This window comes from Nitrospirota bacterium (assembly GCA_030645475.1).
Lineage (GTDB): Bacteria > Nitrospirota > Nitrospiria > Nitrospirales > Nitrospiraceae > Palsa-1315.
The window spans coordinates 87178-100009 of the sequence record JAUSMA010000029.1 but is presented as its reverse complement, the minus strand read 5'-3'; the positions used below and the strand labels follow the sequence as shown (position 1 = coordinate 100009).

Genomic DNA, 12832 nt, shown 5'->3' with positions numbered 1-12832 from the left:
GAGAACAGAGCCATGAAATCCGTCAGCATTCGTTCCACAACACCAAAAAAGAACGCACCGGCTCCCCAGCAGCAGCAGATAGCCAACAAGCCGGCGGCGCAGAAATTTCAGGTGCTGCCGCTGTCGCCCTGCGATGACCTCCCGAGCTCGATCGCAAAACGAGCCTATGAGCTCTACAGTGAACGGGGATACCGGGATGGATCGGCGCTTGAGGATTGGCTCGAAGCGGAGCGGGAAATTCTCAGTCAGGTCCAGTCGGCCTGACAAGGCCCCTCAGGGTGCCATATTTTGTATCTTGCATTGCGGACACCGAAGAATTACGCTAGTCCGCATCTGCTTGTGATCCCTACTTGCCGTCCCGGAGGTGCACCGTGAGCCTCAACAAGTCAGAGCAACCCCCTCAGCCCATCTCAATGAGCCCATCTTGCGCCTGTACACATAGTCGCCTGATCTCTGACAGCGTGACGGAGGAGGAACACAGGGCCGGGAAAGTACGCTGCGTTGAATGTGGGGGCGTCGTGCCAGATCCGCACCTCCAACGGAACACCAAGGGCACATAAGCCCTCCTCCCATCACTGTTGCGACCATCGGACTCCTCTTCTCAAGAAACGGTATCCCGCCTTCCATTGAGGTATTTGGCAACAGCTCCCTGACTTGTCGCTGGCCCAAAACTCCTCACCCTGCCGGATGGGACCGTTCTCTCTTTCACGTTTTCAGCCTGTAACTCCCTCTGCTACCGCATTTCTCCCTCTACTATCCGACGAGACCATTCTGTGGCACCGACAATGCACTGTTATCCTTCCAGGAAGTGATTCCATTCCCCATCAGAAGGAGGTTCCTCATGTCTGACTTAACCCGTTGGGAACCGGTAACGACGCGCTGGAATCCATTCAAGGAATTAGAGGATATGGAAAAACGCCTCTTCGGCTATTTGGGCCGCCCCGCGGTTCGCACCGAGACCGGGAAGGAAGCGATGACCGTCGCCGAATGGTCTCCACGCGTCGACATTACAGAGGACGACAAGGAATATGTCATCAAGGCAGATCTACCAGATGTGAAGAAAGAAGACATCAAACTGACGGTTCAGGACAATGTGATGAGCATCTCCGGCGAACGAAAGTATGAGAAAGAGGAAAAAGGCAAGAAGTACCATCGCGTCGAGCGGTCATACGGAAGCTTTATGCGCAGCTTCACCGTGCCGAATGATGCCGACGGCAGCAAAGTCAGCGCGGAATACAAAGACGGAGTGCTGAACGCGCACCTGCCCAAATCGGAGAAGGCGAAACCGAAATCGATCGAGGTGAAGGTCTCGTAAGGGCGACAGGTACGGCTGCGGGGAATCCCTCTTGCTGGATGCTCAAAATGGCCGTCCAGCAAAGCCGCAGCGAGTGAAGGCCCGAGGCGTACCCGGAGGGTACGTTGAGGGGCTGAACGATGCGAGAACAAAGCTGGTGGACATTTTCAGCATCCAGCCAGAGGAGGTGCGAGATGTTCCGACACCCTCACTACCTTGAAGTTCCGTGGAACATTCATTGGCATCACATGACCACGGGACCTCACCGTCATCTGTGGTGGTTGATTGCGCTACTGGTTCTGTTCGCCATGTTTCTGATCGGCGTGGGCGTGACGAGCGGACTCATCTAATGTCACCAGCAATGGTCCTGCACGGCAGGAAGGACAGGTGTCAGTGATTTTCAAGAACCGTGAAGAGGCGGGCCGCCAGCTCGTGGCTGAATTGTTGCACTATCGTGACGACCCGCATGGTCTCATTCTGGCCCTTCCCCGCGGCGGTGTGGCAGTGGGCTATCAGCTCAGCCTGGCACTCCACCTTCCGCTGGATGTGTTCATCACCCGAAAAATCGGTGCGCCGGGCAATCCAGAATATGCCATTGGGGCGGTGGCCGAGACGGGATCGCACTATCTGAATCAAGAGGCGATCAACTCATTCAGCCTCTCCCGGCACGAGCTGGAGCGATTGATCCATGTCCAGGAGCAGGAGATCGCCAGACGTAAGAACTTGTACCGGCAGGGGCGGCCGCTGCCGCTCCTCACCGGGCGCACGGTGCTCTTGGTCGACGACGGCATCGCCACAGGCTCGACGTTCATGGCTTCGGCGCTCGCGATTCGAAATCTGCAGCCGCGCCGCCTGGTGGGCGTGATTCCGGTCGGTCCCCCGTCGACGATCCGTGAGGTTCGCTCACATGTGGACGAGCTGGTGATACTCATGACGCCGGACCCGTTCGAAGCCGTGGGGAATTTCTTCGTAGACTTCACACAAGTCGAGGATCGCGACGTCGTGGAATACTTAAATCTGGCCGAGGAGGCGATGCTCACACGCATGCCCTCGTCGCCAGCTTCGTAACTCGTCTTATTCGCCAAGGAGGAGAGTCGTCACCATGTCCACACATTCCAAGATTCCGTCTGGGTTGGGAACGCGCAGAGACAAAACCTATCAAGAGGACGAACACGACTCCTATAAACTGCAAGGAAAGCTCAAGGAGCCCACGATCTGTCCGACATGCGGCGCAGTCTTTCACCAGGGTCGCTGGACCTGGGACGCGAAACCGGCCGGCGCACACGAGACGCTCTGCCCGGCTTGTCACCGCATTCACGATAAATATCCCAAGGGCCTCGTCACGATCAAAGGCCCGTTCAAAGATACCCAGCACGATCAGCTGATCGGTGTCGTCAGAAACATGGAAGAGAAGGGAAAAAAGGAACATCCGCTCTCCCGGATCATGGGGATTGAATCACAACCTGAGGGCCTGGTCATTTCGACGACCGATACCCACCTGCCCCGGCGCATCGGCGAGGCGCTGAAACAGGCCTACCACGGGGAACTGGAATTGCATTACGACCAGGATGAACAATTCATACGGGTCACATGGACTCGCTAAGCGCAACCGTTGAGGAGAACTCTATGACCGCCAACCCTCGCAGGATGTCGAAACAGTCCGCCGGTCCCCGTCGCTGGCTCCTTGCCCTGGTCGCTGCACTCAGCCTGGCGACCGGCGCGACAGGTCAGGCGGCGACGTCCATTCCACAGGGCGCGCTCGTCGAAGTGGATGAGGCCACCGTCAAGCAGATCCTGGATGTGTTTCATAAAGCTGAAGCCGCCGTCGCGGCGGGTAATCTGGACGGCGTCATGGCGCTCTACGCCACCCAGTACAACTATCATGGGTTGAAACAGGCGGATGTGCGGAAGATCTGGTCCGACCTATTCGAGGAATACCGCGATATCAGCGAAGTGCATTTCTTTTCGAAGATCGTCAAGGTGGGAGCGGGCTCCAATACCATTCTCGAAGTGACCTGCACGGGGAGCTTGTCGGGCCTCTCGAAGATCAGTGGGCTCCGGGTGCCGATCGACAGCTGGTATGAAGAAGTGCATTACCTGACCTTTGAACATGCCGGATGGCGGATTCGGGGCAATGTGGGCGACTCGCCCAAAGTGCTGCCGTTCGGAACCGCACCCCATCCATTGTTCTAAGCGTCGACAGGAAAGGACCGCTCTATGCGCATCGCCATCGGCATCGACTGGTCGGACCAGTCATTTTCGGCCGTTCAACAGACCCTCCTCTTATTTCGTCCAACAACAATGACCCTGGTGCATGGAGTGGACTTGGGCGTCTACGAATATCCTGCTGTCGCCGGCGCCGCCGCGCTGCAGGGATACGAGGAGTTTCGGCAGGCGATGATGGATGCGGGCCAGGAATTGCTCCAACGGACTGCCGCCTTAATCCCATCCAACGGGATCGCCGTCACGCAGGTGCGCGAAATCGGATCGCCGGCCCGTATCGTGCTCGATCAGGCGGAAAAGGCCGATGCGGAGCTGGTGGTGATGGGCGCTCGCGGGCGCGGTAAACTGGCTGAATTGGTGCTCGGCAGCGTCTCCCATCGGGTCTTGGCCCACGGAACGAGAACGACGCTGATCGTGAAGGGCCCTCCGAAGAGAATCCGCCGTGCCTTAATCGCCCTCGAAGGCCGCCAGGACGCACAGATGATTCGCGACTGGTTGACCGCACATCCATTCCGCGATCCGGTGGAACTCTCGATCCTCACCGTCGTCCCGTCACTGCAGCTTGCCGACCCCTCCAACATGGCACACTTCGAACGCTGGGCGGATATCGCGAATCACTCAGCAGAAGATCTGGTCAAGACGACGGCCGCCGCGCTGATGGGGCCCTCCTCCACGGTGTCCGTCCAGGTATTGAGCGGCGACCCGGCCCAGACGGTCGCCGCTCGTGCGTCAGAATTCGACCTCCTCATTGTGGGGTCGCACAGCCGTCGAGGGGTCGCACGTTTCCTGCTCGGCAGCGTGTCGCACAGCCTCGTCCATCGGGTCGCCTGTCCGGTGCTGGTGGTGAGGTAACTACGCCTAACAGGATGCCACGTGCGAAGAGACTGGTCTATCCGGTCTGTCTTGTCCATCTCGTAAACCTGACCGACCAGATAGACCAATAAACCAGACAGACCTATCCCCGCTCTGCCGCCCAATGCGGAAAGAGGCGACAGTGCCTCGCCACCGCTCTGCCCCGTAATGCCCCAGTGTTATCCAGCCGAGATCTCTCGACATAGACGAGACTGCCGTACCAATGCGGAGTTGCTGCAATTGCTCCACCGACTATTGCCTGGCATTCATGATGCACTTGTTGCAGGTACGCGTGAACTGAAAACAGAGGCTTTCATGACAGTGCCATCAGCGACCACTACCACCATTCTGAATGTCATTGCCCGCTCACCCGGCTGCAACCTGGAAGACATCGTCTTCAATTGTCGAGGGCTGACATGGAATCAGGTCTTTCTCGAAGTTGATCGGTTGAGTCGGGACGGGCAGGTCTGCCTGACACAGCAACGACCAAGCTATTACATCGTGACGCAACCAACCGCACGGAAGGGTCTGTTATGACATTTCGCGATCGGGCTCATGCGGGTGTCTTGTTGGCCAAGGAGCTGGCTATATACCGGGGCGATCCGAATGCCGTCATTCTCGCCCTTCCACGTGGCGGGGTGGTCGTCGGCTACGAACTGAGCGTGGCCTTGCACCTGCCGCTGGAAGTCTTTCTGACGCGCAAGCTCCGCACCGTCAATAACCCGGACTGTGCGGTCGGGGCTGTCAGCGAAACGGGTGCCTTGTATGTGAACCAGGAGACAGCCGACGCCTGTCGACTATCCGGCGAAGACATCCAGGAACTGGTTCTGGGGGAAGAAGGGGAACTTCGGCGGCAGCGGACGCTCTATCGCCAAGGACGACCGCTCTCCGCTCTGGCCAACCGGACAGTCATCCTTGTCGACGACGGTATCGCGACAGGAGCGACGCTCTTCGCCACGATCACGTCCATGGCCGCCCTCTCCCCCCGTCGTGTGATTGTCGCCATGCCTGTCGCGCCAAGCGATAAAAGTTCGCGCATATGTCCGCTGGTCGACCAATGCGTGATCCTCACAACACCGGAGCCGTTCTCGTCTGTCGGAGCCCTCTACGCAGACTTTGAGCCAGTGACTGATGAGCAGGTCTTAGCCCTGCTGGAAGCGGCGCATCGCGAACGCGCCAGATCGCCATCGTTCTCTCGGACGTAACGCGAACGAACCAGGGAGACATCGCAGATGATGAACATTGTGGTTGGTATCGATTGGTCGGACGAAGCCTTTGCGGCAGTGGCGCAGGTGGGCTTGCTCTACCGCCCGGACGAGGTCGTCCTCGTTCATGGCGTCGACCTAGGCATGTTTCACTATCCCATCGTCGCCGAAGCCGCCAACCTGCAAGGGTACGACGAATTCCGTCATGCCTTGATGGAGGCCGGTCGCCAGGCCGTTGAACGCTGCCGCACCTTGCTGCCGGTCGAGACTCCCTCTATCAAGACCTTGTGCGAAGTCCAGCATCCGGCCGCCTTCATTCTCGACAGCGCGACGGCTGCGAAGGCCGACCTCATCGCCGTGGGCACTCACGACCACAGTCGGGTGACGGAATTGTTCGTCGGCAGCATTTCGCACCATATCCTGCTCCATGCCACACTCCCGACCTTGATCGTGAAAGGAAAGGCTCGACCCATCGCTCGTGTCCTCATGGCAGTGGAAGGCCGAGAAGATGCCATCCGTCAGCAAGCCTGGCTGAGGGCGCATCCCTTCAAGAATCCCGTGGCCCTCACGATCCTCTCGGTCGTGCCCTCGCTCGCCATCGTCGAACCTCACGTGATGGTGGGATTTCAAGGCTGGTCCGAGGAACGGAAGCGGCAGGCTCAACAGACCGTGAGCGACACGGCCAAAGCGTTGGCGGGCCCAGAGTTCAACGTCACCACGGATGTCCGCATGGGTGACCCTGTGACGACCATATGTGAAGCGGGAAAAACCCACGACCTCATCGTGGTCAGTTCCCATGGACGGAAGGGACTCGATCGATTTTTGATGGGCAGCGTCTCGCACGGGATCGTGCATCGGGCCGGCTGCTCCGTGCTCGTGGTGCGCTGACCGTCCTCAACGATTCATTGATGAAAGGATGCAGGGCTATGAACATTCGAGTGATACTGAGCGCGTTGGTACTGGTGATAGGATGCAGCACATGGGTCGCAGCCCAAGCGGTGCGTGGGAATCCTCAAGCAGGCCAAGTGGTCTATGAAAAGAATTGCCTGCGCTGTCACGGGGAGAAGTTAGACGGGAACGGACCGGAGGGACAGTATCTGATCATGCGCCCTGCCAACCTTCAGGCTATCGCCTCGCGATCCAAAACCGATTGGGAACTCCTGATTACGATCTCGCACGGGGCCGCCTTTACCCCCATGCACGGGTTCCGGGGAAAGCTCACCGATCAGCAAGTGATGGATGTGCTGGCCTATGTGCGAATGATGGCGCCATTCGACCCGCTCAGCTGACGTCCTGCGTGGCAATGGCGACATGAGCTCGCCCCCGACGCTTCGTCACAGCGCTCCTCTTGACCGTTCAGACCGGAAAGAACAGTCTATTTCGTCATGCCTCAATCCCCACACCGTTCCACAGTTGATTCGCTGAAGCCGTTGTTTCATCCTCGTTCCGTTGCCGTCATCGGTGCGTCGCGCGAGACATCACACATCGGCTACCGGCTGCTTGAATCCTTGCTGGGAAGCCGCTTCGCCGGAACGATCGTCCCGGTCAATCCTCATGCAACCGAGATTGCAGGGCTTCCAGTCTTTCCCTCGCTGAGAGCTATTCCAGGCCCTGTCGATCTTGCCCTCATCGCTGTGCCTCCCAACGCAGTCCTCGCTGTCATCGACGACTGCGCCGCGAAGCAGGTTCCGGCAGCCATCCTCATCACGGCGGGATTTGCTGAAACCGGCACATTAGGGATCTCGCTCGAACAGCAGCTGCAAGAAAAAGTCCGTCTGCACGGGATACGCCTGATCGGGCCAAATTGTTTCGGACTCATGAACCTCGATCCTGCCGTGCGTCTCAACGCGACCTATACGCCAATATTCCCTCCCGCCGGTCGAGTCGCCATCGCCTCGGAAAGCGGCGGCCTCGGGCTCGCCGTGGTGACGGCAGCCAGCCGATTGAATCTCGGACTGTCCAGCTTCGTCAGCGTCGGAAACCATGCGGACGTCACCGTCAACGATCTTCTGGAGTACTGGGAACAGGACCCAGCCACCGACGTGATTCTGCTGTATCTCGAAACCGTCGTCGATCCTCAGAGGTTCAGACAGATCGCCGAGCGAGTAGGAAGAAAGAAACCGATCGTCGTACTGAAAGCGGGCCGGACAGAGGCCGGCCAATCTGCTGCAGGCTCACACACTGCGGCCATGGCCACGAACGACACAGCCGTTGATGCGTTGTTCACACGATGTGGGGTGATCCGGGCGAAAACATTGGAAGAGTTTCTGGCATTGGCTACCGGTCTCTCAGCTCAACGAATCCCTGCCGGTCGCAACGTCGGCATCCTGACGAATTCCGGCGGCCCTGGTGTCCTCTGCGCCGACAGTTGCGCGGCAGAAGGATTAACCGTATCGGAATTGTCCCAGCAAACACAATGCGCACTTGCGTCTTTTCTTCCTCCCACAGCGGCGCTCAGAAATCCTGTCGATGTCATCGGCTTTGCCACAGAAGATCAACATGCGCAGGCCGTTGAAACCATGCTCAAAGCAAACGAGATCGACGCCCTCATCATCATGCACGTATCGGTCAGAGTAAAAGACAATGACCCGGTGGCAGCAGGAATCACCAGGGGAATCAGCATAGCTCGGCTGGCCACAGGACGGAACAAACCGGTCTACATCTGTTGGATGGCAGAAGGAGACTTGGAGCGAGCGTTCACTGTCGAGGGAGAAACCATTCCCACCTACCCGCACCCTGAGATCCCAGCCCGCATCATCAGCCGTGCCGTGGCCTATGAATCCTGGAAACGACAGCCAGCAGGGCAAGCGCCCAGTTATGCGGATGCCGATCTCTCGAAAGCCAAATCGATCTGCGCCAAAGCGTTATCAGAACGCGGATCGGGCTGGCTCACCACAGAAGAAACCCATGCCCTCCTCACAGCGATGAAATTGCCTCTCGTCCAAGGTTCAGTGGCAACCAGCGCAGAAGAGGCAGTGAAGCTGGCAAGCAAGATCGGCTTTCCCGTAGCGCTAAAGCTCGCGTCTCATAAGATCGTTCACAAGACCGAGATCGGCGCGGTGCGTTTGAACCTGGTTGATGAGCAAGCCGTTCTCGCCGCCTTTGAAGCAATCAGGTCCAGACTCGCACAGGATCACAAGTTGGATGCAATGGAAGGAGTGCTGATCCAGCCGATGCTGTCAGGTGGCGTAGAAGTGATGGTCGGCATGACCCGCGATCCGCTCTTCGGTCCCCTCCTCGCCTTCGGCCTGGGCGGCATCCACGTCGAAATTCTCAACGATGTGCAGTTCCGGATCACTCCCCTCACCGACCGCGACGCAGCTCAGATGGTGCGCGAGATTAAAGGCTATCGATTGCTGCAAGAATACCGAGGCCAACCGGCAGCAGATGTGGAGGCGATCGAGGAGGTGCTGTTGCGAATTTCTTGGCTGGTCGAAGAGATTCCAGAAATCAGCGAACTCGACTTGAATCCGGTCTTCGCTCAGCCGAAAGGAAGAGGATGCAAGATTGTCGACGCCAGGATAAGGATTGATTCGAACGCATCTCCAAAGATTTAGGGGGTGAGGGTTCACCCATAGAGAGGAGTCTGCGCGTAAGACGTCACGGCAGCGTCTTCAGCCAGGCCTGGATGTCGGCCATCTGTCGCTTGGTCACCGCGTCCTTCAATGGCGGCATCACATGCCGCCCTTCGGAGACAACTTTCCAGAATGCCTGCTCGTTCGACAGCACGGGATTCCCCGCCAATCGAGGGCCGATCCCTCCTGCCGCTCGTGAGCCATGGCAGACGACGCAACTGGCGTTGTAGAGTCCCTCTCCTCGTTTACTGTCCCCCATGGGATGCCTCGAAGCCATCCCGCTTAAACTATTTTTGTCGGCGCCCTGTGGGCCGCCGTCGCTCGCCCGAGCGAGATGCATGTCCACGTTGATGGAAGCTCCCAGGAACAACACAAAGAGGACACAACAGATCAACAACTTTTGCATGGGCGTAGCTCCATTTCTCCTTCCTTCGTCACGAAAGCACTGAGTCAGTTACGTTTCCTGGAGCCTTCACTCCTGAGGAGCGCGATAGGTCAGCATCGATACTGCACCGTACGATAGCCTGAGCAGGGGAAAGAACCGGGCTCCGGCTGATACCGGAGCCCGGTCGTCACTGAGCGTGCCGCGTTTCACTGATCCCTTCGTAGGATCAGAAGAAGGGATGGGGCAAGAAGGCAGGACGCGACTCTTTGCCTCGCGGAATTTCCCAAAACGTTCCGGCCAGATGCCAGGCCCCGTGATCGAACGTCACATGGTGGACCTCGCCATACCAACTATCGATATTCACGCGTTGACCTGTCTCATCGGAAACTGCCCAGAGACCGCCCGTGCACGTGACATGGGCCAGCGGTATCGGTTTGCCGGGCTCCACCTTGATCTTCGAAAAAATATGGGCTCCTGCAAAATCGCGATGACGGGCGAACAGATCGCTCCACACCGCTCGCACCCCGTCCTTGTTGTACCCGCCATGCTTGTAATCGTCGGCATAGAGCGCCATTAATGCGTCCAGATCCTTACGGTGCACAGCTTCCTCGGCTTTTTTAAACATGGCCAAGATGGCCTGAATCTGTTTTTCATCTCCTTGAAGATCCGCCCCTTGGGACACGTGCGTGCCGCTGACGTCAGAAGCAATGGGGGGAGCGGAGGTTTGACATCCCTGGGAAACAACGGTGACGCCGAGCAATAATACTCCACACGCGAGTCGTGAGTGCCGGATGTACATGGTGTCCTCCCTTTGTGATTGACCGTGATGGGCTCGTGCCAATACCTTTCGCCTTCATCCAGCCTACGGCTTACTGGTCTTCTTCGAGTCCTGCTGCCTGAGTACGGCCAAATAGGCCAAGGTGTCTGTGAGCTCTTGAGTTGTCATGGTGGTGTCGGGAAACATGCCAGTGCCGGGATGGCCTTCGCGGATGGCGTTGAATCGAGCTTTGTCGCTGGCCAATCGGAGCCCCTTCCGATTCCTGAGGTCGGATGGTGGAGGATTGAGTTGCTCGATGAGCGCGGCGGTATCGGCTGCGAGCTCCGGTCGTTGGTCCTTCCTCCCATCGATGCCATGGCAGTAGGAACAGACGCCTTTCCCGTTGAAGACCGCCCGGCCCCGCTCGGCATCAGCTTGAGCCGTCGCCGAACTGTTAGGCGCTTGCCGACCGGCCTGAACGAGGTTTCCGCCGCATAGTACGAGCCCCAGCATGACAAGCCCGATGTAGGATAGTCGCCTCATTGGAATCTCCCTTTGTCCGCTACACCCAGCGCTGTCTCATTTGATGGCAGTTCGCCCGCTCAACTATTTTCCCTGCTCATCGTCCTCAATCTCTCACTGCCCGCCCACATGGGGCTGCCACAGTTTATTATCCGGTCACGATGGGAACGCGACGGGCTACCGGCTGCAGGCTCATGAACTCCTCGCTGCTTCGGCGGCAGCCACATGGCCCTCGCAGGACTCCTCAGCGGTCAAGGACTCGCGCTTCTGCTCCTCCCAGCATCCTCGTCTGGCACCCAGTTGCTTCAGCAAACATTCCGTAATGGCAAGAAGCTCCTGCACGTGACGATCGGATTTCGCACCGAAGTGGGCACGATCGAAGATCGGGATCTGAAGAAGGACCTCGGCCCTGTTTTTCCGCTCAGGCGAGAACACCACGCGATGAGCGGGCGGATCGGGATGTTCACAGGGCTTGAGCAGGTCTAACGATTGGAAGAACACACGGCAGAGACGATGGAGGTCCCCCACCAGCTCATGATGCTCCGGATCGTCGCCGAGCGGCAGGTGGCGAGGATCGTCAAAGGCCGCATAGAGGTTGAGTTGAAACCCGATCTGGACGATGTGCCCCGTCCCATCTTTGACGTAGAAAGGGTCATGATCGAAACAGACCTTTCGATGCAGAATCATCTCATGCAAGGCCTCCTTGCTTGAGAACGCGCCTTCAAGTTTGAGCGGAATAGTCATAGATGTGCCTCTCAGGCCTGCTTCGCTCCAGAACCGGCTTTATAGCGCGCTTCCGGAATTTTGTTCATAGCCTGAAATACCGTTTCACGCTCGTCCATGCTCGTCGCCCTGTCGATCGCCGAATAGAGAACCTCCTCTTCCGTCATGTTGTGCCGTTCAAGCATATCCATAAATGCCTGTTCTTCCTGATCGCTTTCTGGGTTCTGCGCCTGCACCTTGCGATCGATCGCATCCAAACATTCTCCGATCTCGCGGTGTTCCTGTCGCATGACGAAGGTGGGGCCTCCTTCGGTCATGCCTGTTTTTTTCTCCCACAACGGAAACAACACGTCTTCCTCCCAGACCATATGCCGCTGGAGCCCGATCTTGAAATCGACAAATGCCTTTTGAGCTTTGGCGGGATCCATCCGTTTCAGCAGATGAAACGACTTGAACAGCTCATCCAGCCGGTCATGATCTTCATCGAACATGCTGCTGATCGTGCGTTCGGGCATGAGATGCTCCTTCCCTATGAGGTTCTCAGTTTGTATTCCAGATGACAGGCTACACAGGCTTTCAACACATTATTGAGCTGGGGCAAGATCTGCTTCAGGTCTTTTGTGGGAATGATCCGGGCGAGTGTTTCTGCCGCTTCATGATGCGCCATGGCCAAGTCGTGGTAGGCGGGCGGAAAATTCTCGGGCTGCTGATGCGCCATCGCCTGCCGGTGCATAAAAAAACCCAGGTGCGATTCGGTCAGACCTTTCGCCAACTCATAGTCCTCTTCAACCAACGCATTTACGATCACCTGAATGGTTTCCAGGTGCTGCATCATCACCGCGCGATGTTCTTTCCCGGCCGGGAACGACAGTGGAATGGGATGCCTGGTGTCGGAGGTGAGATAGGGATTCGACGGCTGCCCTCCGTGGTGATGTTCGACCTCGGTGCAACCAGCCGATAACAGACTACAAAGCACCCCCAAAGCCGCCCCTCTCAGGAAGGCCTGCTTGCCTCTATATAATGGCAGAGGAGCAATCCAAGACATTTCGAACCTCTTTCAATCACATCAACCAGTTAGCCTCATCAGACCAGATATATAGCCTGGTGTCGTTCTCTCAATCCTGTTCAGAGCATGCTCGCCGCCTCCCGCCGATCTGACTGATGCCCGACCGACTTTATACAATAGTGAGCAATGGGCATGCCGCTGCCATGCAGATCATAAGCAGAGTGATTGTTTTGTAGAGACAACAACTTGGCAAGCAACCGTGAAACGGGAGCAGGGAGAATGGGGTCATT

At 57.6% G+C, this 12832-nt stretch carries 18 protein-coding genes; 12 read left to right on the top strand and 6 right to left on the bottom strand.

All coding sequences use genetic code 11. From position 1 onward, the window contains the following. The first annotated feature begins 12 nt into the window (after positions 1 to 12). The 12 genes from Q7U76_07250 (at position 13) to Q7U76_07195 (ending at position 9131) form a co-directional block, all read left to right on the top strand. Entirely contained in the window at positions 13 to 264 is a 252-nt protein-coding gene (locus Q7U76_07250; protein MDO8356168.1) for a DUF2934 domain-containing protein, read from the top strand. A 577-nt stretch (positions 265 to 841) separates the two neighbouring features. Continuing rightward, positions 842 to 1315, top strand: a complete 474-nt coding sequence (locus Q7U76_07245) for an Hsp20/alpha crystallin family protein (GenBank protein MDO8356167.1) — start codon at positions 842 to 844, stop codon at positions 1313 to 1315. Positions 1316 to 1488: 173 nt separating this feature from the next. Next, positions 1489 to 1644, top strand: a complete 156-nt coding sequence (locus tag Q7U76_07240; protein MDO8356166.1) for a hypothetical protein — start codon at positions 1489 to 1491, stop codon at positions 1642 to 1644. Positions 1645 to 1681: 37 nt separating this feature from the next. Then, entirely contained in the window at positions 1682 to 2362 is a 681-nt protein-coding gene (locus Q7U76_07235) for a phosphoribosyltransferase (protein ID MDO8356165.1), read from the top strand. A gap of 34 nt (positions 2363 to 2396) precedes the next feature. After that, positions 2397 to 2897 carry a BCAM0308 family protein gene (locus tag Q7U76_07230; protein MDO8356164.1) on the top strand — a complete coding sequence of 167 codons (501 nt, stop codon included), beginning with the start codon at positions 2397 to 2399 and terminating at the stop codon, positions 2895 to 2897. A gap of 23 nt (positions 2898 to 2920) precedes the next feature. After that, positions 2921 to 3487 (top strand): hypothetical protein, encoded by a 567-nt coding sequence (locus Q7U76_07225; protein MDO8356163.1) that lies wholly within the window; start codon positions 2921 to 2923, stop codon positions 3485 to 3487. Between the two features lie 24 nt (positions 3488 to 3511). Continuing rightward, positions 3512 to 4369: a universal stress protein gene (locus tag Q7U76_07220; protein ID MDO8356162.1), complete on the top strand. Its 858-nt coding sequence runs from the start codon at positions 3512 to 3514 to the stop codon at positions 4367 to 4369. Positions 4370 to 4684: 315 nt separating this feature from the next. Continuing rightward, positions 4685 to 4906 carry a hypothetical protein gene (locus Q7U76_07215; GenBank protein ID MDO8356161.1) on the top strand — a complete coding sequence of 74 codons (222 nt, stop codon included), beginning with the start codon at positions 4685 to 4687 and terminating at the stop codon, positions 4904 to 4906. After that, complete coding sequence (locus tag Q7U76_07210; protein ID MDO8356160.1) at positions 4903 to 5574, top strand: phosphoribosyltransferase family protein; 672 nt, start codon at positions 4903 to 4905, stop codon at positions 5572 to 5574. Before Q7U76_07215 ends, Q7U76_07210 begins: the two co-directional genes overlap by 4 nt. Before the next feature lie 27 nt (positions 5575 to 5601). Beyond that, entirely contained in the window at positions 5602 to 6462 is an 861-nt protein-coding gene (locus tag Q7U76_07205) for a universal stress protein (GenBank protein MDO8356159.1), read from the top strand. A gap of 38 nt (positions 6463 to 6500) precedes the next feature. Further along, positions 6501 to 6863 carry a cytochrome c gene (locus Q7U76_07200; GenBank protein MDO8356158.1) on the top strand — a complete coding sequence of 121 codons (363 nt, stop codon included), beginning with the start codon at positions 6501 to 6503 and terminating at the stop codon, positions 6861 to 6863. 96 nt (positions 6864 to 6959) lie between these two features. Beyond that, positions 6960 to 9131: an acetate--CoA ligase family protein gene (locus tag Q7U76_07195; protein ID MDO8356157.1), complete on the top strand. Its 2172-nt coding sequence runs from the start codon at positions 6960 to 6962 to the stop codon at positions 9129 to 9131. 43 nt (positions 9132 to 9174) lie between these two features. On the opposite strand, the gene Q7U76_07190 is transcribed toward Q7U76_07195, so the two are convergent. From Q7U76_07190 to Q7U76_07165, 6 genes are all read right to left on the bottom strand, one after another. Next, positions 9175 to 9555 carry a cytochrome c gene (locus Q7U76_07190; protein ID MDO8356156.1) on the bottom strand — a complete coding sequence of 127 codons (381 nt, stop codon included), beginning with the start codon at positions 9553 to 9555 and terminating at the stop codon, positions 9175 to 9177. Positions 9556 to 9760: 205 nt separating this feature from the next. Further along, a complete protein-coding gene (locus Q7U76_07185) occupies positions 9761 to 10333 on the bottom strand; it encodes a nuclear transport factor 2 family protein (GenBank protein ID MDO8356155.1) in 573 nt (190 codons plus the stop codon). Positions 10334 to 10396: 63 nt separating this feature from the next. Continuing rightward, positions 10397 to 10834, bottom strand: a complete 438-nt coding sequence (locus Q7U76_07180; GenBank protein ID MDO8356154.1) for a cytochrome c — start codon at positions 10832 to 10834, stop codon at positions 10397 to 10399. 171 nt (positions 10835 to 11005) lie between these two features. Beyond that, positions 11006 to 11557 (bottom strand): hypothetical protein, encoded by a 552-nt coding sequence (locus Q7U76_07175; protein ID MDO8356153.1) that lies wholly within the window; start codon positions 11555 to 11557, stop codon positions 11006 to 11008. Between the two features lie 11 nt (positions 11558 to 11568). After that, on the bottom strand, positions 11569 to 12051 hold the full coding sequence (locus Q7U76_07170; protein ID MDO8356152.1) for a hemerythrin domain-containing protein: 483 nt from the start codon (positions 12049 to 12051) through the stop codon (positions 11569 to 11571). A gap of 14 nt (positions 12052 to 12065) precedes the next feature. Beyond that, complete coding sequence (locus Q7U76_07165; GenBank protein MDO8356151.1) at positions 12066 to 12581, bottom strand: hypothetical protein; 516 nt, start codon at positions 12579 to 12581, stop codon at positions 12066 to 12068. Positions 12582 to 12832: the final 251 nt, after the last annotated feature.